The organism is Nitratireductor thuwali (assembly GCF_036621415.1).
GTDB classification, from domain to species: Bacteria; Pseudomonadota; Alphaproteobacteria; order Rhizobiales; family Rhizobiaceae; genus Chelativorans; species Chelativorans thuwali.
The window spans coordinates 3,319,794-3,340,588 of sequence record NZ_CP030941.1 but is presented as its reverse complement, the minus strand read 5'-3'; the positions used below and the strand labels follow the sequence as shown (position 1 = coordinate 3,340,588).

Genomic DNA, 20,795 nt, shown 5'->3' with positions numbered 1-20,795 from the left:
GAAGGCCCCGCTCGAGGCGGGGCCTTGGCGGGGCCTTTTTGCTACAGGATCTCGGTGGAGGCGATCTCGATGCCGAAGCCTTCCAGCCCGACATAGTGGCGCTCGCGCGATGCGATGAGGCGGATGGACGAGATGCCGAGGTCGCGCAGGATCTGCGCCCCGAGCCCGATCTCGCGCCATTCGCTCTCGCGCTCGAGCGCTTCCGCATGCGCTTCGCTGTCGGCCGTGCCGTGGGCGCGGCGCTGCTGGTGGGCGACGCCGATGGAGCCCTCGCGCAGATAGACCAGCACGCCGCGCCCCTGCGCCGCCATGTGCTCCACGGTCTTCTGCAGGCGCTGCTCGGCGCCGAACACGTCCTCGGCCACGTCTTCCGTGTGCAGCCGCACCGGAATTTCGTAGCCGTCCCGGATATCGCCGAACACGATGGCCAGATGCTGCATGGCTTCCCAGGGCAGCGTATAGGCGTGGGCGGTGGCGGGGCCGGAACGCGTCGCGATGGGAAAGGTGCCGACGCGCTCCACAAGCGTTTCCTGGCGCTGCCGGTAGGCGATGAGATCGGCCACGGAGACCTGTTTCAGCCCGTGCTCCACGGCGAAGGCCTGCACGTCCGGCCCGCGCTTGACCGTGCCGTCGTCATTGACCAGTTCGCAGATGACGCCGATCGGCGGCAGGCCGGCCAGCTTGCACAGATCGACGGCGGCCTCCGTATGGCCCGAGCGCATCAGCACGCCGCCTTCGCGGGCCACGAGCGGAAAGATGTGGCCCGGCCGAACGAAGTCGGATGCGCCGACATTGGGGTTGGCAAGGTTGCGCACCGTCAGGGTGCGGTCCTCGGCCGATATGCCGGTGGTCGTGCCGTGCTTGAAATCCACGCTGACGGTGAAGGCGGTCTGGTGCGGCGCGTCGTTGTCGGCGACCATGGGCGCCAGGCTGAGGCGCTTGGCCTCCTCGCGCGGCATGGGCGCGCAGACGATGCCGGAGGTGTGGCGCACGATGAAGGCCATCTTCTCCGGCGTGCAGTGCACCGCCGCGACGATCAGATCGCCCTCGTTCTCGCGCCCGTCATCGTCCATGACGACGACGATTTCACCAGCTTCGAAAGCGCGCAGCGCCTCGACGACTTTTTTCTGATCGTACGGCATCTATTGCATTGTTCCAATTGGTGAATGGTGAATCGTCGCCTGCGGCGACGGGCTTGTCCAGAACAACGAGCACCGACGCCAATCCAATTCCCTATTCGCTATTCATTGTTTGACCATTCACTGTTTCCCCGTCTGCCCCCGATGGCGCAGATAATGATCGGCGATGGTGCAGGCGAGCATCGCCTCGGCGATCGGCACCGCGCGGATGCCCACGCAGGGGTCGTGCCGTCCCTTGGTCATGACGTCGACCTCCGCACCGTCCTTGTCCACGGATTTGCGCGGCGTGAGGATGGAGGAGGTCGGCTTGACCGCGAAACGGGCGACGATGGGCTCGCCGGTGGAGATGCCGCCCAGCACGCCGCCTGAATTGTTGGACAGGAAGACGGGCTTCCCGTCGGCGCCCATGCGCATCTCGTCGGCGTTTTCCTCGCCGGTGATGCGGGCCGCCTCGAACCCGTTGCCGATCTCCACGCCCTTGACCGCATTGATCGACATCAGATTGGCGCAGATATCCTGGTCCAGCTTGGCGTAGACCGGCGCGCCGAGGCCGGCCGGCACGCCCTCGGCCACCACTTCGATCACCGCGCCCACCGAAGACCCCTTCTTGCGGACGCCGTCGAGATAGTCCGCGAAGACCGCCACGGAGGCCGGATCGGGCGTGAAAAACGGGTTGTCGGCATGTCCGACATAGTCCCAGTCCCAGTTGGCGCGGTCGATGGCCTTTTCGCCCATCGCGACCAGCGCCCCGCGCACGACCATGCCCGGCACGACCTTGCGGGCCAGCGCGCCGGCGGCGACGCGCGTGGCCGTTTCCCGCGCCGATGACCGGCCCCCGCCGCGGTAGTCCCTGAGGCCGTATTTTGCCTGATAGGTGTAATCGGCGTGGCCGGGGCGGAACCGCTTGGCGATATCGCTGTAATCCTTCGATCTCTGGTCGACATTCTCGATCAACATGGAAACGGGGGTGCCGGTGGTGATCAGCGTCTCGCCGTCCTCGTCGGTCATCACGCCGGACAGGATCTTCACCTGGTCGGGCTCCCGCCTCTGGGTGACGAAGCGCGACTGGCCGGGGCGGCGCTTGTCGAGGTCGGCCTGTATCTCCGCCTGCGTGAAGCGGATGCCGGGCGGGCAGCCGTCGACGACGCAGCCGATGGCCGGCCCATGGCTTTCGCCCCAGGTGGTGACACGGAAGAGATGGCCAAAGGTGTTGTGAGACATGGTCGCCCGATCGAAACTAGGTTCGAGGTAGCTTCTATTGGCCTTTGAAAGCGCGGTCAAACACCCCGTCGCGAACCACTTTTGACATATTTCTGGTATGCACTCCGCTGCATCAACGGTACGGTCCGCCTGGGAGTTTGTTTTGAAAGCCGTCAGGGCCGGTCGCCATCACGGCTTTCAAAACAGACTCTGATCGGACAGCCTTCAAAACAGAGGTTCAATCATGCGCATCGCCGCTGCCGCTTTTTCCCTCGCCCTTCTCCTCTCGCCGGGCCTTGCCCTCGCCGCCGACGCGGAGGGCACGATCACCAAGATCGACGAGGAAACGATGTCGATCACGCTCAGCGACGGCGTGACCTACAAGCTGCCCCAGGACATGAACCTGTCCGGCATCAGCACCGACGTCAACGTCGTCATCGCCTATCTGGAGAAGGAGAACGGCGAGAAGCAGATCACGGACATGTTCCTGCCCGAGTAGAGCTCGGCTGCGTTCTCATAAACAACTCTGATGAAGCAGTCGACGCACTTGGAAGGGCAAGAGTTCACCACATCGTCATCCCGGAAAGCCGAAGGCTTATCCGGGACCTATTGGAAGAACAGCATGGAGCGCGGCCCCTCTGAGCTTGTCGAAGGGCCTCGCCTAGTTGCAGTTGCGATTTGCCGCCGCGCCCCTTCGCACCCCCTGCCCCAGGCCTATCGCATATGGAAGCGGCGTTGCTCCCCCACTCCGTCTCAGCCTTCGGCCGATCCACCTCTCCCCCACAAAACGTGGGGAGAGGAAGGGTGCCCTGCATCACGGCCGGTGCTTCCTCTCCCCCGTTGCGGGGGAGAGGTGGACCGCGAAGCGGGACGGAGTGGGGGAAAGGCGCCGACATATGCGATTCCCCTGCCCTCTGCCCTGAACCTGTCGAATGGACAGAGGGGATGCGAAGGGGATCAGCGATAATCAGCTTGCAACTACAGCATCGGCCCGAAAATCGGAATCGATTTTCGGGAAGCACGATGCGTAGATTCAATGGCTTAGAGCGTCCTTTGTGCGTCCGAAAGGACGCACGGCGCTCTAAAGCCACTCCAGCCGGCCGTTCTCGTGGCGCAGGATGCTGTCCTGCGGAATGTCCAGCATTGCGGCTTCATCGCCGGGCATGTCCGCCAGCCAGTGGAAGACGGCCCTGATGACGCCGCCATGGGTGACGCAGACCGTGGGCCCCCTCACCTCGTCCAGCCAGGCCCGGACACGCACAGCCAGCGTTTCATAGGTCTCGGCATCCTCCCCCGGCGGCAGGAAGTGCCATTTCCTGAGCATCCGGGCTTGCGTGCAGCCGGGATCCCTGGCCTCCAGCTCGGCATAGGTGAAGCCCTGCCATGCGCCGAAATGGACCTCGCGCAGCCTGAGGTCGGTGCGATAGCCCTCACGGGGCAGGCCGAGGGCCGCGCGCACCCGTTCCATGGTCTCGCAGGTACGCCGCAGCGGGCTCGCCACATAATCGAAGGCCGACGGGTCTTCCACCAGCGCCGCCAGCCGCGCCCCGTTGCGGTCGGCCTGGGCGCGGCCGGTCTCGTTCATCTCGGTATCCGCCTGCCCCTGCAGGCGCGACTGAAGGTTCCAGTCGGTCTGGCCATGGCGCACGAAATAGATCAGCGGCGGCACGATCTGCCCCTATAGCATTTGGCAATCGGGCGGCCTCGCCCGACATCCGCATGATGCGGAAGAAAAGGAGATGGCGCGCGGGCCTGGCCCACCCTTCCGTTCTACTCGGTAACGACCGATATGTCCGGCGCGTCGACCGCCTTCATGCCGACGACATGATAGCCCGAATCCACATGCAGCACCTCGCCGGTCACGCCGCGCGCAAGGCGCGAGAGCAGGTAGAGGGCCGAATCCCCGACCTCCTCCACGGTGACGACCCGCTTGAGCGGCGAATTGTATTCGTTCCAGCGCAGGATATAGCGGAAATCGCCGATGCCGGACGCGGCCAGGGTCTTGATCGGGCCGGCGGAGATCGCGTTCACGCGGATATTGCTGCCGCCCAGATCGACCGCCAGATAGCGCACGCTGGCTTCCAGCGCCGCCTTGGCGACGCCCATCACATTGTAGTGCGGCATCACCTTTTCGGCGCCGTAATAGGTGAGGGTCAGGATCGAGCCGCCGTCGGTCATCAAAGGCTCGGCGCGCTTGGCCACCGTGGTCAGCGAATAGACCGAGATGTCCATGGTGCGCAGGAAGTTCTCGCGCGACGTCTCGATATAGCGGCCGTCGAGCTCCGACTTGTCCGAGAAGGCGATGGCGTGGACGAGGAAATCGATCTTGCCCCAGCGCTTTTCGACTTCGGAGAAGACGGCGTCGAGGCTGCCGGCATCGGTGACGTCGCAATGGCCGACGACGATGGCGCCCAGTTCCTCGGCCAGCGGCTCGACGCGCTTGCGGAAGGCGTCGCCCTGATAGGTGAGCGCAAGCTCGGCCCCTTCGCTCGCGCATGCCTTGGCAATGCCCCAGGCAATCGAGCGATTGTTGGCCACGCCCAAGATAAGCCCGCGCTTACCGGCCATAAGGCCATTCCCAGCTGTCATTGCCGATTCTCCGAACTTCACTGCGGAGGACGCCCTATCGCACAGGGGCCATGGGGAAGGCAATAAGGCAGTGAGGGATTAGGGTCAGGGCAGCAGGAAATAGGGGAATAGGGACAGCAAGGGAATGGCGCTCGCCGCCGCCTTTCTTTCCCGCTGTCCTACTCCTTCACCCCTTCCTTGCGGAACAACGCCTCCAGCGCCGGATCGCCGCCTTCCGGCAGCATGATGCGCACATGTCCGTAGAAGTCGCCATTGCCGCCGGTCTTCAGGGGCAGGCCGCGCCCCTTGAGCCGTAACGTCCGGTCCGAACTCGACCAGGGCGGCACCTTGACCGCAACCTTGCCGGTGGGGGTGGCGACCGTGACCTTGGCGCCAAGGACGGCATCGCGCAGGCTGACGGGAATGTCGGCATGCAGGTCCCGGCCCTCCACGCGGTAGCGCGGGTCGGGCTTCAGGCGCAGCGTCACCAGCGCGTCGCCGCGCTCGCCGAAGGGCGTCTCGGCGCCCTGCCCCTTCAGCCGGATGGTCTGGCCGTCCTCGACATAGCGCGGCAGCTTGACGGCAAGCCGGCGGCCGTCCGGGAAAATGGCCGCGACCTTGGCTTCGGTGGCGATGTCCTCGACGCTGACGTCGAGGGTCGCGCGGATGTCGCCAAGGCCCTCGGGGCGGCGCTGCCCGCGCCCCGGTCCGCCGCCGGCGCCGCCGCCCGAAAAGGCATGGCCGAAGATTTCGCTGAATATGTCCTCGCCGCCGAAGCCCGCACCATCGGGGCCGCCGGAGCGGAACTCGAAACGGGCGCCGCGGGGTCCGCCGCCACCGGCGCGCCGGAAGCCGGCGAACGGGTCGCCATGGGCTCCGCCCTCGAAGCCGGCGAAACGGGGCTTGCCGCTGGCGTCGATCTCGCCATTGTCGAAGGCCCGGCGCTTTTCCTCGTCGCCGAGGATTTCGTAGGCCTGGCCGATTTCGGCAAAGCGTTCCTTGGCCCGCGGATCATCCGGCTGCTGGTCCGGATGATACTTCTTGGCGAGCCGCCGATAGGCCGACTTTATGTCCTTGGCGGACGCGCTCTTCTGCACGCCCAGCACCTCATAAGGGTTCCTCATTCCGACCTTACCCAAAGAACGGCCCGGATCTTCGACCGGACCGTCAAAGCAGTGATTTTACACAGATATTCGACCCATATATGCGTGTTTTCAGCTCAAAATTCCAGTATCTCGGCTGAAACTTCCGCAGATTTGGCCCTTTCAGCCGAAAATTTCGGGCTGCTTTCAACGCATGTCCAGCCGGAGGAGCCGCAAGGCGCCGGCGGCATCCTCGCACGCCTTGCCATCGTAAAGGCCGACGCCGTCGAAGCTCTCGCGCGTCGTCGTGAAGGCGATGCAGGATCGGCCGGCCTCGTTCGCCGCGAATGCCGAAACGATCTCGCCATGGGCTCCGGTCTCCCGGTTTTGCCAGGCTTTTCCGCTGCTTCCCGGCGCCAGCGCGGACACGATCGAAGGCGCGTCCTGCGCCAGCAGGCGATCGGACACGACAGGCTGCGCCTCGGGGACGGAGCCGGTGGTAAGGGCATCGGGAGACAGCGCTTCCGTCGGCGGGCCGGCGCAGCCTTGAAGAACGGCAATCAGCACAAAAAGCCGCGGCAGAACCAAACGAACACCCCTGCGTGCCTCTTGCATCACGGAAGGCAATCGGCATTCTCTCAACTCAGGCAACAGTGAGCAGGATGATGGTTACGAACGGGTTAATTAAGACCGATTTCACCGAGAGCACGGAGCCCTACAGGCTCTTCGCCGAGTGGCTGGCGGAGGCCGAGAAATCGGAGCCGAACGACCCCAATGCGACGGCGCTCGCCACCGTCGATCCCGACGGCATGCCGAATGTGCGCATGGTCCTGCTCAAGGGCTTCGACGAGGACGGCTTCGTCTTCTACACCAATCTCGACAGCACCAAGGGCGGCGAGATCCTGGCGACGATGAAGGCGGCCATGTGCTTCCACTGGAAAAGCCTGCGCCGGCAGGTGCGCGTTCGCGGACCGGTCGAAAAAGTCAGCGATGCCGAGGCAGACGCCTATTTCGCTTCGCGCCCGCGCGGCAGCCGGATCGGGGCATGGGCCTCGAAACAGTCGCGCCCGCTGGAAAGCCGGTTCGCGCTGGAGAAGGCCGTCGCCGAATACACGGCGAAATACGCCGTGGGAGAGATCCCCCGCCCACCCTACTGGTCGGGCTTCCGCATCCGGCCGGTCAGCATCGAATTTTGGCAGGACAAACCGTTCCGGCTTCACGACCGATTGGTCTTCTCGCGCTCGGACAGCGGGTGGGAAACGGAACGCCTTTATCCCTGAACGAGGGCCAACTTACCCCGACTTCTTGCGGCTCATGAAGGCGAGGAAGGCGGCGCGGGCTTCGTCCGACTTCAGCCGCGCGCGGAAATGCTCGCCTTCCTCCTTGATGCGGGCGATCAGGTCGCCGCGCGACGCCCTGATCAGGCCGCGTGAAATGGCCAGGGCTTCCGGCGGCTTGGCCGCGAGCGCTTCCGCCGCGGCAAGGGTGCCGTTCTCAAGCTCCGATGCGTCGACAACCTTGTGGATAAGCCCGGCCCGCAAGGCCTCTTCGGCGCTCAGCCCCTCGCCGAGGGCCAGAAGCGCGAAGGCGCGCTGGTGACCCATAACCGCCGGCGCAAGCAGGCTCGACCCGGCTTCGGGAACCAGCCCCAGATCGACGAAAGGCGTCCGGAACACGGTCTCTCGCGTGGCGAAGGTCAGGTCGCAATGCAGGTGGATCGTGGTCCCGATGCCGACGGCGATGCCGTCGACGCCGGAGACGTTCGGCTTGCGGCTTTGCGCCAGCGCGAACAGGAAATCGAAGACCTCGGCGCCGAAATCATTACCGCCGGCGGCGGCGAGGAAATCGGATAGGTCGTTGCCCGCCGAGAACGCGCCGGGCTGGCCGAGCATGACGTTGCAGCGCACCTGCGGGTCGTCGTCGGCCGATTTCAGCGCTTCGGCCATCGCGCGGTACATGGCCAGCGTGATGGCGTTCTTCTTCTCCGGCCGGTTGAGGCGGACGATCTGCACCGCGCCACGGCGCTCGACGAGGATGTGCTCGCTCATCCGATCACCCGTCCAGCAGGCCGGCGGCGGCAAGGAGACTGTCCTGGCCGGCTATCACCTGGCGCTTCAACGCGGCCGTTTCAGGCAGGAGGTTTTCGGCCAGGAAACGCGTCACGCGCGCGGCATCGCCATTGGAGCCGGCAACCGCTCCGCCCGCCGCCATCGTCGCGCCGGCCGCCAGCGAGAACAGGCGCAGATACGGCGTTGCGCCGCACAAGGCGCTTTCGGCCTTGCCGTCGGCGACCAGCGACAAGAGGTGGTCGGTGGCCTCCTCCAGATCGTCGATCCCGGCGGCAAGACGCGAAGCGGTCTCGCCCAGTTCCGGCATGTTGGCGCCGCGAACGCGCTCCGCCGTCTCCCGCAATTCGGCAATGTAGCCGCGCACGTGATCGCCGCCCGACTGGGGCAGCTTGCGCATGACGAGGTCGATGGCCTGGATGCCGTTGGTTCCTTCGTAGATCGGCGCGATGCGCGCATCGCGGTAGAGCGCCGCCGCGCCTGTCTCCTCGATATAGCCCATGCCGCCATGGACCTGCAGGCCGAGCGATGCCGCCTCGACCCCGATATCGGTGGAAAAGGCCTTGGCGAGCGGCGTCAGGAGGTTGGCGCGCTCCTGCCAGTGCGCCGCCGTTTCGCTGCCGCCGAGGCGGGCCATGTCCATGGCATGGGCGCAGGAATAGGCTATGGCGCGGGCGGCCTGGGTCATCGCCTTCATCGTCAGGAGAGTGCGCTGCACATCGGGATGCGCCACGATGGGACTCATGCCGCCGTTCTTGCCGGCGCCCTTATCGTTGGGCGCGCGGCCCTGACGGCGCTCCTTCGCGTAGGCCAGCGCCTTCTGGTAGGCGGCTTCGGCGACGGCCACGCCCTGCATGCCGACTGCGAGCCTGGCATTGTTCATCATGGTGAACATGCAGGCCAGGCCCCGGTTCTCCTGGCCGATGAGCCAGCCGACCGCGCCGGGCTGGCGTCCATGTTTCCCGTCGCCATAGATCATCGTGCAGGTCGGCGAGGCGTGGATGCCGAGCTTGTGTTCGATGGAGGCGCAGAAGACGTCGTTGCGGGGGCCCGGGGAACCGTCCTCGTTCACCAGGTATTTCGGCACCAGGAACAGCGAAATCCCCCTGGTGCCGGCGGGCGCGTCCGGCAGGCGGGCCAGAACCAGATGCACGATGTTGTCGGTCAGGTCGTGCTCGCCATAGGTGATGAATATCTTCTGGCCGAAGATGCGGTAGGTGCCGTCCGGCTCGCGCTCGGCGCGCGTCTTGAGCGCATGGAGATCGGAACCGGCCTGCGGTTCGGTCAGGTTCATCGTGCCGGCCCATTCGCCGGAGACGAGCTTTTCCAGATAAGTCTTCTTGAGGTCTTCGGAGGCATGCTTTTCCAGCGCCTCGATGGCGCCCATGGTCAGCGTGGGGCCGATGGCGAACGCCATGGAGCCGGAGTTCCACATTTCCATGGCAGCCGCCGCCAGGGTCATCGGCAGGCCCTGCCCGCCCCATTGCGGCGGGGCCGCCAGCGCGTTCCAGCCACCTTCGCACCAGTTCCTGTAAAGTTCGCGCCAGCCGGGCGGCATGGTCACTGCGCCATCCTCCAGCACCGCGCCCTTCTCGTCGCCGATGCGCGCAAGCGGCGCAACCTCCTCGCCCGCAAAGCGCCCCGCCTCCTCCAGGATCGCGCCGACGAGGTCTTCGGAGAGGTCGCCGTAAAGACCGTCTTCCAGCGCCTTCTTCATCCCGGCGACGTGGTTCAATGTATGGGCGATCTCGTTGACCGGTGCGCGATACATGCAGTCCTCCTCCAAAATCACGGGCTTTGCGAAAGCTAGCCTTCGACGGCGTAGGCGGCCAGTCTTCGCATATGGCTTCGTGATATTTTCTTTTTACGTAAACGTCAATTGTGACGTGACGCAGGTGGGGGACCAAACGACCCCCTCATGCGAAAGGTCGTGTCGTCCTCATGCAAGAACCAGAGGCGCGCTGGCAGAACGGTGTTGATGACGGCCGTTCGCCGCTACCGGCCAGCCTTCTCGCGCTCTATCGCGCGCCAGCCGATGTCGCGGCGGCAGAAGCCGCCGGGCCAGTCGATGCGGTCGACGGCGGCGTAGGCGGCGGTGCCGGCCTCCGCGACGGAATGGCCCAGCGCCGTGACGTTGAGGACGCGGCCGCCATTGGCGACGAGCTGGCCGTCCTTCAAGGCCGTGCCCGCGTGGAAGATGTTGACGCCGAGGGTCGGGTCGGCGGCATCGTCGACGCCATCGATCCTCGTGCCTTTTTCCGGCGTTCCGGGATAGCCCCTGGCGGCCATCACCACCGTAAGCGCGGCCTCGTCGCGCCAGCGCGCCGACATGTGGGCCAGCTGCCCATCCGCCGCCCCCTTGAGAAGCAGCAGCAGATCGTCCTTCAGGCGCGGCATCAGGACCTGGCACTCCGGATCGCCGAAGCGGACATTGTATTCGATCAGGCTCGGGCCATCGGCGGTGATCATCAGGCCGGCATAGAGCACGCCCGTAAAGGGAGTTCCCATCTCGGCCATGCCCGTCAGGGTGGGCTCGATGATCTCGCGCATGGTGCGCTCTATCATCGCGTCGGTCATCACAGGCGCGGGGGAATAGGCCCCCATGCCGCCCGTATTGGGACCGGTATCGCCCTCACTGAGGCGCTTGTGGTCCTGCGCCGTGCCGAAGGGCAGTGCCGTCTTGCCGTCGCAGAGGCAGAAGAAGCTTGCTTCCTCGCCTTCCAGGAACTCCTCGACGACGACCTCCGCGCCGGCACCGCCGAACATGCCGGAGAAGCAGTCGTCGATGGCCGCGCAGGCTGCATCCTCGGTCGCGGCAATGGTCACGCCCTTGCCGGCGGCAAGGCCGTCGGCCTTGACCACGATGGGCGCGCCCACCTGCCGCACATAAGCCTTGGCCTGGGCGGCGTCGGTGAAGCGGCCATAGCCGGCGGTCGGGATCGCGTAGCGGGAACACAGATCCTTGGTGAAACCCTTGGAGCCCTCCAGGCGCGCGGCGGCCGCGGACGGCCCGAACACCGCCATGCCGCCGGCCTTGAGCGCATCGGCCAGCCCGGCCACCAGAGGGGCTTCCGGCCCCACCACGACGAAGTCAACCTTCTTGTCGATGCAGAAACGGCAGACCGCGTCGTGGTCGTCGACATTCAGCGGCACGCATTCGGCTTCCTGCGCGATGCCGGGATTGCCGGGGGCGGCGTAGAACTTCTCCAGAAGGGGCGAGGCGGCGATCTTCCAGGCCAGCGCGTGCTCGCGGCCGCCCGAGCCGATGAGAAGAATATTCATGGTCGCCACCTCGTGCCGTTTTCGGTTGGCATCGGGCTATGGCCGAAACGCCCGCGCGTCAAGCAAGGCGTGCGGTTGCGCAAAGGAAAAGAGCCGGGCTATCGCATCAGCGATCGGCTCCACCACTCGTTCTTGCGGACGGGGAGCCGCCGCGATTATCCGGGCGGCATCCGCTCGAATGCCTGCAACGAGGGGTCGATCGTATCCCACGCATGGCCGCGGATGCTGTATGTGACCACCTGCGGATTGAACTGGCCCGGGTCGTCAAGGCTGGTCGCGGCGATCGCTATCAGTTCCGGCATTGCGGCGAACGTCAGGTAGACCGGCGCTCCGCAGTTCGCACAGAAGGCGTGGATCTTCTCGTTCCCACTGTCGGCCGCGACCCGCCAGGTTTTCGCTTCGCCGGCGATTGTCACGTCGGCCCGCCGTGGGAAGGTCAGATAGGATCCGTGCCCGGTGCCGCTTCGTTTCTGGCAATCCGTGCATTGGCAGTGGTTCTCGAAGATCGGTTCACTGCTCGTTTCATATCGGATTGCGCCGCACGCGCATCCGCCCTTGTAGGTCTTCCTCATGACTGTGCTTTCTCCTTACCGTTAGCGTATCCCTTGTGCGCGGCGAGCCAGCCGCTCGATATGCCCGCCCCAGCCCTGTGCATGTGCCTCCATGAGACCAGACCTCCGTTCCGGCGGATGGATGCCCCAGCCGGAGTGAACGAGCAGCAATTGTGTTCCGCCGTCCTTTTCTTCGAGCGCAAAGGAGACCTCCGTCTCACCCGGCCAGTCGTCGTCCGCCCAACTCATGGCGAGAAGTCGCGGCGGCTCGAGCCGCGTCACCAGGCCCGCGGTGACTACTTCGCGCCGGCCGTTCGACCAGACCTCGCGCAGCGCACCGCCAGGCCGGGCGTCGAGGCTCACATGGTCGCCCCACCAAGCACGGATATGGCCCGTCTCGGTCAAGAGCCGCCAGGCATCCTCCTGTGGCGCGGAGAGGACGACTGCGATCGAAATCCTGTCATCGGCGACGTCGACCCGCATCCTCGATCCTCCTTGCCTTGGGGCCATTGTCATCGCTGTCCGTCGGCTGGCAGGCTTCGGACGTTGTATTGCAGAGAGTCAGGCCGCCTTGGGCTTGGCGAAGACGTCGAGCCCGCGGCCGGTTTCCAGGAAGGATTTCAGGCTGGAGAGGATGACGGGCCAACCTTTGCTGATGCCTTTCGCCATTCCGCTGCCAGCTTCGAGCTCGTCATGGGTGACGGTCAGGCGGACCATGTCTTCGTATTCCTCGATCTCAAACGTCACCCGGCTGTAGGCTTCCGGATCGGACGCCTGCGAAGCGTTTGCCCAGGTGATGACGAGACGGGTCGGCGGCGAGACCTCAACGACCTTGCCGACGAGTTCGACGGTGCGTTCGTCATTGGCGCGGATGTGTTCCCACTTCGACCCGGGCTTCCAGTCGGAGACGTTTTCGTGGGCCCAATAGCGCCTTGCGACGTCCGGTTTCGTAATGGCATCGAACACCTTTTCCGGCGTCGAGAGAATGTAGGTCACGTAAACGAAGCTGGTCGTCTCTTTGGTCATTGCTACTCTCCTTCGAGTTCCTTCTTCAGATCGTGCAGCAGGCTGAGCCGCTGACGCTCGAATTTCCGCACCCACCGTTCGTAGACCTCGTGGAGCGGCACGGGGTTGATGAAATGCAGCTTTTCCCTGCCGCGCCGGACCGTGCTCACCAGATTGGCCTCCTCGAGTATGCCGAGGTGCTGCGTGGCGGACTGACGAGCCATGTCCAGATTTTCGCAGAGCTGGCCCAGCGTCTGCCCGTTCTTTTCACAAAGAAGGTCAAGCAGCCTTCTGCGTGTCGGGTCGCCCAGAGCTTTGAAAACCTTGTCAGCGTCCATCGGTCCCGCTCGTATTTGATGACCAATATGCAGGTAAATACCTGCATGTCAAGAGAGTTCCTCCTTGACGGAAGCGGCCTGCCTTGCCACTCAGTCATCCCAGCCAGGGCATTTTCGGGAAGAAGCATGGAAAAGATCCAGTCCAGAGCCGAGCGCGGCCGTGTCGCCGATGCGCCGTCGGGCCATTGGGTCTACCGCCTGCTGCCGCGCGCGGCATGGCCCTATGCCCAGCTCGCCCGTTGGGACAGGCCGATCGGCTGGCAGTTGCTGCTGTGGCCCTGCCTGTGGTCGCTGGCCATGGCGGCCAGCGCGGGGGCCAAACCGGGTGCGCCACTGTGGAGCGTGATGCCTTCGCCGTTTTATGTCCTCCTGTTCGTGATCGGCGCCATTGCGATGCGCGGCGCCGGATGCACCTATAACGATCTCGTGGACCAGCGCATCGACGAGGCGGTGGAGCGCACGCGCTCGCGCCCCCTGCCCTCGGGCCAGGTTTCGCGGCGGCAGGCCTGGATGTTCCTCGGCGCGCAGGCATTGGCAGGGCTGGTCGTGCTGATGCAGTTCAACAGCTTCACCATCCTGCTCGGGCTGGCGTCGCTGGCCGTCGTCGCCGTCTATCCATTCGCCAAGCGCTTCACGGACTGGCCGCAGCTTTTCCTGGGGCTGGCCTTTTCATGGGGCGCGCTGATGGGCTGGGCGGCCACCTTCGGCAATCTGACGCTGGCGCCGCTGCTCCTTTATTTCGGCTCGATCCTGTGGGTGATCGGCTACGACACGATCTATGCGCATCAGGACAAGGAAGACGACGCGATCGTGGGCGTGCGCTCCACGGCGCGGCTGTTCGCCGAGAACACGAGCTACTGGCTGATAGCGCTCTATGCCGGGGCGCTTTTGTTTTTCGCCGTCGCTTTCGGACTTGCCGCGGTGCCCATGCCGGCGCTTGCCGGCCTTGTGGCGGCGGGGGCGCACATGGCGCGCCAGATCCGCACGCTGGACATCGACGACCCGGACCAGTGCCTGGCCCTGTTCAAGTCGAACACGGTGGTTGGCGCGCTCATCTTTCTGGGATTGCTGGGCGGCGGCGCCTGGGCGACGCTCAGCCCGTATTTTTAAGCGCCCAGTATCCCCCGACGATCAGTCGCGGGCGATGATCTCTTCGCCGCCGACGACCAGCCGCAGACCCAGCGAGCCCTGCTTGCGGCGGGCGAGGAAGCGCGGCCGGCGCTGGCGCACGGGGCGTCCGCGACGCCGCTGCTTGGGCGGATCCGCCTTGATCTGCCCCAACGAGTCCTCCAGCGTGCGGGCGATGCCGTCGGCCTCGACCAGCATCATCGGCAGGCCGTAGGCTTCCGACCAAGCCCGCCAATCCGCCGCCACATCGTCGAAATCGCCGGCGACCAGCAGCGGAACCGACAGCATCGGGTCCTTATGCAGGAGTTCCAGCGTCACCGTCACATCGCCCTCGCCGTCCTCGATGGCCCGCGCGGCCACGCCTTCGAAGGCATTGGGCGGCAAGGCGAAGGTGACGGAGAGCTGGCTCATGTTCAGATGGCGGCGCATGCGCACGCCCCGCTTGTCGATGGTGAACGCCACTTCACCGAATGCATCGTGCGATGCATAGCTGACCGCCTGGGGCAGGCGGAAAGGGTCGAGCCGCATTGCGCGGCCCGCCCAGACGGGCTTGAGACCACTCGCCATACTTTATGCCTTCCTGTTACTCCTGAGAGCCGGTTTTCCGGTCTCTCCGGGCCAGATTTCTTCCGGCCTCGTTATGGGAAGGACTGTAGCGCGGGGTTGTTACCCGCGGGCTTAGAAACTCGGTTAAATTTTGCTGACCTTACAGTTGGTTAGCGGTTTCACACCTGCCGCAAGAGTTGCGTAACGAATGTCACCGGACGGCAAACCCGCATCTCATGCCAGCGCCGGCGGAAGCGGGCAGGTAAGCAGCCGGCCCTTTTCCGGCAGGCTGTCGTCGACGCCGGCCCGGCGCATGGCCATCCACAGGCCGGCCAGGTTTGAGGTGACGACCGGGCAGCCGATGCGGCGCTCTATCTCGGGCGCGAGCGTCGCCGCCGGCAGCGCCGTGCAGGAGATGAACAGCGCTTCGGCGCCCGCCACCATCGCATCCTCGGCGGCCTCGATTATCAGCCGCGGATCGAGCCGCGCCATGTCGCGGTCGTCCTCCATGTCGAGGCCATGGGCGTTGACGACTTCGAAGCCGTGGCCTTCGAGATGGTTGACGATGGCGGTCGCCGTGTCCGCGATATAGGGCGTCATCACCGCGATGCGGCGGGCGCCGAGCGCGCGGAACGCCCGCTTGGCGGCCATTATGGGCGTTATCGGCGCGATGCCGGGCCGGCCTTCGGCAATGGCGGCGGCAACCTTCTCCTCGCCCAGCACGACGGTGGCCGACGTGCAGGAGAAATAGAGCGCGGAAAGCGGTACGCCCGGCACCACCCAGCGCGCCGCCTCGCCCAGATGCGGCAGCGTGCGGCGCAGTTGCTCCGGCGAGGTCGGGTTCTCGAAGGGAACGCGGGTGGCGCACACCGTTACCTTTGGCGGCATGATGGCGCGGATGTCGTTCTCGGTGACAAGATCGGTCGCCAGGAGAATCGTGCCGATCACCGGCCTGCCGGCGTCGAAAAATTTCTGATCCATGATCGCCTTTCAGATGACCTTGCCGGGATTCATGATGCCGGCGGGGTCGAATGCCTTCTTCACTCGCCGCATGAGATCGGTCGCGACGGCCGGTTGGGTCGCAATGAGTTCGTCGCGTTTCAGCCGTCCTATGCCGTGCTCGGCCGAGAACGAGCCGCCGAGCTCACGCACGATGGAATGCACGGCGTCGTTCATGGCGCGGTAATGTTCCAGATAGGCCGCCTTGTCCATGCCGACGGGCTGGGAAACGTTATAGTGGAGATTGCCGTCGCCCATATGGCCGAAGCAGACCGGGCGGCAGCCCTTTACCACCTTTGTGACAGCGGCGTCGGCGCGGGCGATGAATTCGGGGATGGCGGCGACGGGCACGGCGATATCGTGTTTGATCGAGCCGCCCTCCGGCTTCTGGGCTTCCGACATCGCCTCGCGCAGGTGGCGCAGGGCTTCCGCCTGCTGCTGGCTCTGGGCGATCACCGCATCGGCGACCGCGCCTTCCTCGAAGGCAGCGGCCAGGATCTCTTCCATCAACGCGCGCGCATCGTCGGCGGAGCGGCCGGACGAGACCTCCAGCAGGACATGCCAGGGATGGGCCGCCTCAAGCGGCGGCCTGACGCCGGGCACATGCGCCAGCACGAAATCGAGCGGCGTTGCCGCCATGAGTTCGAACGCCGTCAGCGCACCGCCGGCCATGCCTGCGGCTATGCCGAAAAAATCGAGGGCGGCCTTGGGCGAGGCAAGCCCCGCCCAGGCCAGTTCCCGGCCCTTGGGCCTGGGGAACAGCTTCACCACGGCCGCCGTGATGATGCCCAGCGTGCCTTCCGCGCCAATGAAGAGGTCTTTGAGGTCGTAGCCGGTATTGTCCTTTTTCAGCTTGCGCAGATCGTCGAGCACCTCGCCCGTGGGTAGAACCACCTCGACGCCAAGGCAAAGATCGCGCGCCACGCCATAGGCCAGCGCGCCGATGCCGCCGGCATTGGCGGAAAGGTTGCCGCCGATCTGGCACGAGCCCTGGGAGGCAAGCGAGAGCGGGAACAGCCGGTCGTTGATCTCCGCCGCTTCCTGCAAGGTCTGCAGAATGACGCCGGCCTCGACCGTCGCCGTGTTCGATTCCAGGTCGATCTCGCGTATCGTGTCGAGGCGGGACAGCGAAACGACGATCTCGCCGCCGCCCCGATTCGGCATCTGGCCGCCGACGAGGCCGGTATTGCCGCCCTGGGGCACGACGGGCGTGCCGGTCTGCGTCGCCAGGGCGAGAATGCGGCTCACCTGTTCGGTGGAAGCCGGCCGCAGGACCAAGCTCGTCCTGCCGGCAAACAGGCCGCGCGGCTCCACCAGATGGGGCGCAACGTCCTGCGGCGATCGCAGGGCGTGCTTGTCGCCGACGATTTCGGCAAAACGGTCGATCAGGCCGGCATCCAGCCCTTCCGGTTCGCTCATGATCCTTTTTCCCCGCTGTCTTGGCGCGGAGCGGCGGCGCGCGCCAGGCGATCGTTGATGGCTTCACCAAGACCCGCGGCCGGAATGGGCTCGACCGCAATGGCCTTTGCGCCCACCGCATCCAGCGCCAGGAGATGGGCAAACAGATTGGCCGCCGCCTCCTTCAGGTCGCCGCGCTGCGAAAGGTTGAGCACCTTGACGGCCGCATCGGCATTGGCGATGCGGCGCGGGCCGAAAGCGAGCAGGGCCTCGCCCGGACGCACCCTATCTGCGTTAAGCCGGACCGGCGCATCCGGCGCATAGTGAGAGGCCAGCATGCCGGGCGCCTGCACGCCGGACGCGCCGCGCTCCAGCCTCACGCCGGCCACGGCCTCGATCTCCTCAGCCGCAATGCCGCCTGGACGCAGCAGCAAAAGACGGTCGCCCTCGACCTTGACGATGGTGGATTCCAGCCCGACGCGCGTCGGGCCGCCATCGACGATCATTCCGATACGATCTCCAAGGTCCGCGTTCACCGCGCCGGCGCTGGTGCCGCTGATCCGGCCCGAGGTGTTGGCGCTAGGGGCGGCGAGCGGCCGCCCCAGACGGGCGATCACCCTGGCGCCGAAGCCTCGCGGGTTGCGCAGCGCGACCGTGTCGAGGCCGGCCGTCACCAGCGGATGAATGCCCGAACCTTCCCGCACCGGGAGCACCAGCGTAAGCGGGCCGGGCCAGAATGCGCCGGCCAGTCTCGACGCCAGCGGCGTGAAGACGGCGATGGAGCCGGCCATTGCCATGTCAGCCACATGAGCGATCAGCGGGTTGAATCGCGGCCGCCCCTTGATCTCGAAAATGCGGGCCACCGCGGTGCCATCGGTGGCGTCGGCCGCCAGGCCGTAGACCGTCTCGGTCGGAATGGCGACGGGCTCGCCGGCGGCAAGGCGCCTGCATGCCTCTTCCAACGCATCCTCTTCGGCAACGATCCTGGCCAATTCTTTCCACTCCCGCAGCTTTTGTGCTGCGTATCGCGCAAGGCCGCCGACCACAAGGCCCCGGCGCAGCGTCGCCCCCCGCGTCACCGTTTTGTTAAGGTCTGCGATGGTACCGTCGCGGCAAGTCCCGTCGACTGCCGCCGGGAAATTGGCGCCAGGCATGGAAGGGTCAAGACCGAATCCGATGCGCATCCTGTGGTCGATCGCTTTGCTCGTGCCTATGGCCGTGGGCTCCGCTCGCGCGTCGTCCATTGTCGTGCTCGAAGCGCTGGAAACCACCGTCAGCCCGTCGATGATCGTGCTTGGAAGCGCCGAACCGGCGGTCGTGCATCAGGCCTCGCCGGAAAAGACTGTCGAAAAGGCGGCGACCATCAGCCCCTCGATCATCGCCTATGGCGTGCCGGCGCAGCCCCCTAAAAGAACCGCCGACCAGGGGCAAAGTACGGAGCAGCCGCGCGGCCGGCAGGCCCTGGTCATCCGCGGCGGGATCAGCGGGGCTCCCTATCTGCGGGCGCAGGCAGGCGCGCCGGCGACACCGTCGCCCCGCCCATCCGGCGGCAGCCCCGCCGGCAATGCCGGCGACGCGCCGTCCCAACCCTCGCCGCCCATGCCTGCGACGCCTCCCTCCGGCTTGGCCAAGCCTGAATAGGCGGTTGATTCGTCCTTCAAACGGGCGCACCTTCCAGCCAACGCACCTGTCTTGGGGGAACCATGCTGACACTCATGAAGATGCTGCACCTCTTCGGTCTCATGCTGGGGGCTGGCGGCGGTATGGGAAGCATGTTCCTGGCGATGCAAGCCAGACGGCTGGACGGGCCGCCGCCGCCTGCGCTCGCCGCGCTTCGAAGGCGTTTCGGGATGGCCGGCTTCATCGGCATCCTGCTTCTTTGGGTCACCGGACTGTGGATGTGGCTTTCCGTGTACGACGGCGCGCTGCTCGGCCCGGCTTTCATTCTCAAGCTGGTGGTCGCCGCTTTCATCCTTGGCGTCGGCATCTTCGGCTTCGTCGCCATGCAGAGGGCGACGCCGGGCTCGCCGCCGCCCGCCCTGCTGCGCCGGCTCGGCCCGCTTTCGGGCGTCGCGGCCTATCTTGCCGTGGCGCTTGCCGTTCTGGTGTTCGGCTAGTTTCACTCAACGGATCTCGCCTCCACCCATCGCGGTCGTTGTTCCGCAGCCGGCAGATTGTTCTTGATTTGTTCTCATTCTGCGAATAGGAATAGATTCATGAAGCGAATCGCAAGCACGGCTGGCGCAGGCTGCGGAGGCAACCACGATGGAACAGATTACCCGAGCGGACATTGCAGCCTCCAAAGGCGGAGGCGTTTCGATGGCCAATGCGATAATCGAGGAAGCGGGCGTTCGTATTGCCGATACCAGGCGCCGGGGACGCGCGGCGGGGGTCAACCCGACCGGACGTTTTGAACCGCTGACCCGGCATGTCTTCGACGACGGGTGGGAGACGCTGGAAGACCTGCCGCCCTTCAAGACCGAAGTGCAGGTGGAAAAGCCCCGCACGATCATCACCAAAAATTCGTCGCCGGACATTTCCTTCGACCGGTCGATAAATCCGTACCGCGGCTGCGAGCATGGCTGCGTCTACTGCTTCGCGCGGCCGACCCACAGCTATATGGGGCTCTCGGCGGGCCTGGATTTCGAAGCGCGGCTTTTCGCCAAGCCGGATGCGGCGCGGCTTCTGGAAAAAGAACTCTCCAAGCCGGGCTACCAGCCGCGGACGATCGCCATAGGCACCAACACCGATCCCTACCAGCCGGTGGAACGGAAGTGGCGGATCATGCGCGAGGTGCTCGAAGTGCTGGAGGCACACAGGCATCCTGTCGGCATCGTCACCAAGTCGGCCCTTGTCACGCGCGACATCGACATATTGGCGCGCATGGCCGAACAAGGTCTTGCCAAGGTTGCGCTGTCGGTCACGACGCTGGACCGGAAGCTTGCCAGGACGATGGAGCCGAGGGCGGCGACGCCGCCGTTGCGGCTGGAGACGATCCGCAAGCTGAGCGACGCCGGCATACCCACTTCCGTCATGATCGGCCCGGTGATCCCCGGCATGACCGACAGCGAGATCGAGCGCATTCTGGAATCGGCCCATGCGGCCGGCGCGCGCGAGGCAGGCTATATCATCCTGCGCCTGCCGCTCGAGGTCAGCCCGATCTTCAAGGACTGGCTGCTGCGCCACTATCCGGACCGCTACCGGCATGTGATGTCGCTGATACGCTCCATGCGCGGCGGCAAGGATTACGATGCCGAATGGGGTAAGCGGATGAAGGGCACCGGTCCCTATGCCTGGCAGATCGGCCGCCGCTTCGAGATTGCCGCAAGGCGCATCGGTCTCAACCGTGAGAAGCTGAGCCTGCGGACCGACCTTTTCACGGCGCCCGCCGGCGCAGGGGAGCAGCTCGTGCTCCTGTGACGGGGCTCGCGGGGGCCCTGCAGAACTTCCGTCGCACGCCCTGCCCCGGGGCCGACGGCGCCTTCCCGGTTTT

Annotated in this window: 23 protein-coding genes; 6 read left to right on the top strand and 17 right to left on the bottom strand. The window is 65.6% G+C overall.

Annotated features, from left to right (window positions below; all coding sequences use genetic code 11):
* Positions 1–41: 41 nt before the first annotated feature.
* Both ribB and aroC read right to left on the bottom strand, forming a co-directional pair.
* Entirely contained in the window at positions 42–1,142 is a 1,101-nt protein-coding gene (ribB, locus tag NTH_RS16170) for a 3,4-dihydroxy-2-butanone-4-phosphate synthase (RefSeq protein WP_338530977.1), read from the bottom strand.
* 117 nt (positions 1,143–1,259) lie between these two features.
* Positions 1,260–2,360, bottom strand: coding sequence for a chorismate synthase (gene aroC, locus NTH_RS16165; RefSeq protein ID WP_338530976.1), 1,101 nt, complete (start codon positions 2,358–2,360; stop codon positions 1,260–1,262).
* Between the two features lie 223 nt (positions 2,361–2,583).
* Between aroC and NTH_RS16160 the strand changes: the two genes are divergently transcribed.
* Positions 2,584–2,838: a DUF1344 domain-containing protein gene (locus NTH_RS16160; protein WP_338530975.1), complete on the top strand. Its 255-nt coding sequence runs from the start codon at positions 2,584–2,586 to the stop codon at positions 2,836–2,838.
* Between the two features lie 582 nt (positions 2,839–3,420).
* Here NTH_RS16160 and NTH_RS16155 read toward each other — a convergent pair.
* From NTH_RS16155 to NTH_RS16140, 4 genes are all read right to left on the bottom strand, one after another.
* On the bottom strand, positions 3,421–4,008 hold the full coding sequence (locus NTH_RS16155) for a histidine phosphatase family protein (protein WP_338530974.1): 588 nt from the start codon (positions 4,006–4,008) through the stop codon (positions 3,421–3,423).
* Between the two features lie 101 nt (positions 4,009–4,109).
* Entirely contained in the window at positions 4,110–4,928 is an 819-nt protein-coding gene (gene fabI, locus NTH_RS16150; RefSeq protein ID WP_338530973.1) for an enoyl-ACP reductase FabI, read from the bottom strand.
* 158 nt (positions 4,929–5,086) lie between these two features.
* Entirely contained in the window at positions 5,087–6,031 is a 945-nt protein-coding gene (locus tag NTH_RS16145; RefSeq protein ID WP_338530972.1) for a DnaJ C-terminal domain-containing protein, read from the bottom strand.
* 165 nt (positions 6,032–6,196) lie between these two features.
* Complete coding sequence (locus tag NTH_RS16140; RefSeq protein ID WP_338530971.1) at positions 6,197–6,577, bottom strand: RT0821/Lpp0805 family surface protein; 381 nt, start codon at positions 6,575–6,577, stop codon at positions 6,197–6,199.
* A 77-nt stretch (positions 6,578–6,654) separates the two neighbouring features.
* Between NTH_RS16140 and pdxH the strand changes: the two genes are divergently transcribed.
* A complete protein-coding gene (pdxH, locus tag NTH_RS16135) occupies positions 6,655–7,269 on the top strand; it encodes a pyridoxamine 5'-phosphate oxidase (RefSeq protein ID WP_338531940.1) in 615 nt (204 codons plus the stop codon).
* A 12-nt stretch (positions 7,270–7,281) separates the two neighbouring features.
* On the opposite strand, the gene NTH_RS16130 is transcribed toward pdxH, so the two are convergent.
* The 7 genes from NTH_RS16130 to NTH_RS16100 form a co-directional block, all read right to left on the bottom strand.
* On the bottom strand, positions 7,282–8,037 hold the full coding sequence (locus NTH_RS16130) for a crotonase/enoyl-CoA hydratase family protein (RefSeq protein ID WP_338530970.1): 756 nt from the start codon (positions 8,035–8,037) through the stop codon (positions 7,282–7,284).
* Positions 8,038–8,041: 4 nt separating this feature from the next.
* A complete protein-coding gene (locus NTH_RS16125; protein ID WP_338530969.1) occupies positions 8,042–9,826 on the bottom strand; it encodes an acyl-CoA dehydrogenase in 1,785 nt (594 codons plus the stop codon).
* Between the two features lie 224 nt (positions 9,827–10,050).
* Positions 10,051–11,337: a phosphoribosylamine--glycine ligase gene (gene purD, locus NTH_RS16120; RefSeq protein ID WP_338530968.1), complete on the bottom strand. Its 1,287-nt coding sequence runs from the start codon at positions 11,335–11,337 to the stop codon at positions 10,051–10,053.
* 155 nt (positions 11,338–11,492) lie between these two features.
* Positions 11,493–11,909 carry a GFA family protein gene (locus NTH_RS16115; protein ID WP_338530967.1) on the bottom strand — a complete coding sequence of 139 codons (417 nt, stop codon included), beginning with the start codon at positions 11,907–11,909 and terminating at the stop codon, positions 11,493–11,495.
* 21 nt (positions 11,910–11,930) lie between these two features.
* Complete coding sequence (locus NTH_RS16110) at positions 11,931–12,371, bottom strand: SRPBCC family protein (protein ID WP_338530966.1); 441 nt, start codon at positions 12,369–12,371, stop codon at positions 11,931–11,933.
* Between the two features lie 78 nt (positions 12,372–12,449).
* On the bottom strand, positions 12,450–12,914 hold the full coding sequence (locus NTH_RS16105; RefSeq protein WP_338530965.1) for an SRPBCC family protein: 465 nt from the start codon (positions 12,912–12,914) through the stop codon (positions 12,450–12,452).
* A 2-nt stretch (positions 12,915–12,916) separates the two neighbouring features.
* Positions 12,917–13,231, bottom strand: coding sequence for an ArsR/SmtB family transcription factor (locus NTH_RS16100; RefSeq protein WP_338530964.1), 315 nt, complete (start codon positions 13,229–13,231; stop codon positions 12,917–12,919).
* A gap of 126 nt (positions 13,232–13,357) precedes the next feature.
* Here NTH_RS16100 and ubiA point away from each other — a divergent pair, with 126 nt between their 5' ends.
* Complete coding sequence (gene ubiA / locus NTH_RS16095) at positions 13,358–14,341, top strand: 4-hydroxybenzoate octaprenyltransferase (protein WP_338530963.1); 984 nt, start codon at positions 13,358–13,360, stop codon at positions 14,339–14,341.
* Positions 14,342–14,362: 21 nt separating this feature from the next.
* Here the strand turns inward: ubiA and NTH_RS16090 are convergent, their stop codons facing one another.
* From NTH_RS16090 to NTH_RS16075, 4 genes are all read right to left on the bottom strand, one after another.
* The gene (locus NTH_RS16090; RefSeq protein WP_338530962.1) at positions 14,363–14,926 is read right to left on the bottom strand and encodes a DUF6101 family protein; all 564 of its coding nucleotides are present in this window, start codon (positions 14,924–14,926) and stop codon (positions 14,363–14,365) included.
* A 213-nt stretch (positions 14,927–15,139) separates the two neighbouring features.
* Entirely contained in the window at positions 15,140–15,886 is a 747-nt protein-coding gene (locus NTH_RS16085) for a maleate cis-trans isomerase family protein (protein WP_338530961.1), read from the bottom strand.
* 9 nt (positions 15,887–15,895) lie between these two features.
* Entirely contained in the window at positions 15,896–17,323 is a 1,428-nt protein-coding gene (locus tag NTH_RS16080) for an FAD-binding oxidoreductase (protein WP_338530960.1), read from the bottom strand.
* The gene (locus tag NTH_RS16075; protein ID WP_338531939.1) at positions 17,320–18,294 is read right to left on the bottom strand and encodes an L-threonylcarbamoyladenylate synthase; all 975 of its coding nucleotides are present in this window, start codon (positions 18,292–18,294) and stop codon (positions 17,320–17,322) included. The genes NTH_RS16080 and NTH_RS16075 overlap by 4 nt, the downstream gene beginning before the upstream one ends.
* Positions 18,295–18,454: 160 nt before the next feature.
* On the opposite strand from NTH_RS16075, the gene NTH_RS16070 reads away from it, so the two are divergent.
* From NTH_RS16070 to NTH_RS16060, 3 genes are all read left to right on the top strand, one after another.
* The gene (locus tag NTH_RS16070; RefSeq protein WP_338530959.1) at positions 18,455–18,943 is read left to right on the top strand and encodes a hypothetical protein; all 489 of its coding nucleotides are present in this window, start codon (positions 18,455–18,457) and stop codon (positions 18,941–18,943) included.
* Positions 18,944–19,005: 62 nt separating this feature from the next.
* On the top strand, positions 19,006–19,419 hold the full coding sequence (locus tag NTH_RS16065) for a hypothetical protein (protein ID WP_338530958.1): 414 nt from the start codon (positions 19,006–19,008) through the stop codon (positions 19,417–19,419).
* Positions 19,420–19,567: 148 nt separating this feature from the next.
* The gene (locus tag NTH_RS16060; RefSeq protein ID WP_338530957.1) at positions 19,568–20,722 is read left to right on the top strand and encodes a PA0069 family radical SAM protein; all 1,155 of its coding nucleotides are present in this window, start codon (positions 19,568–19,570) and stop codon (positions 20,720–20,722) included.
* Positions 20,723–20,795: the final 73 nt, after the last annotated feature.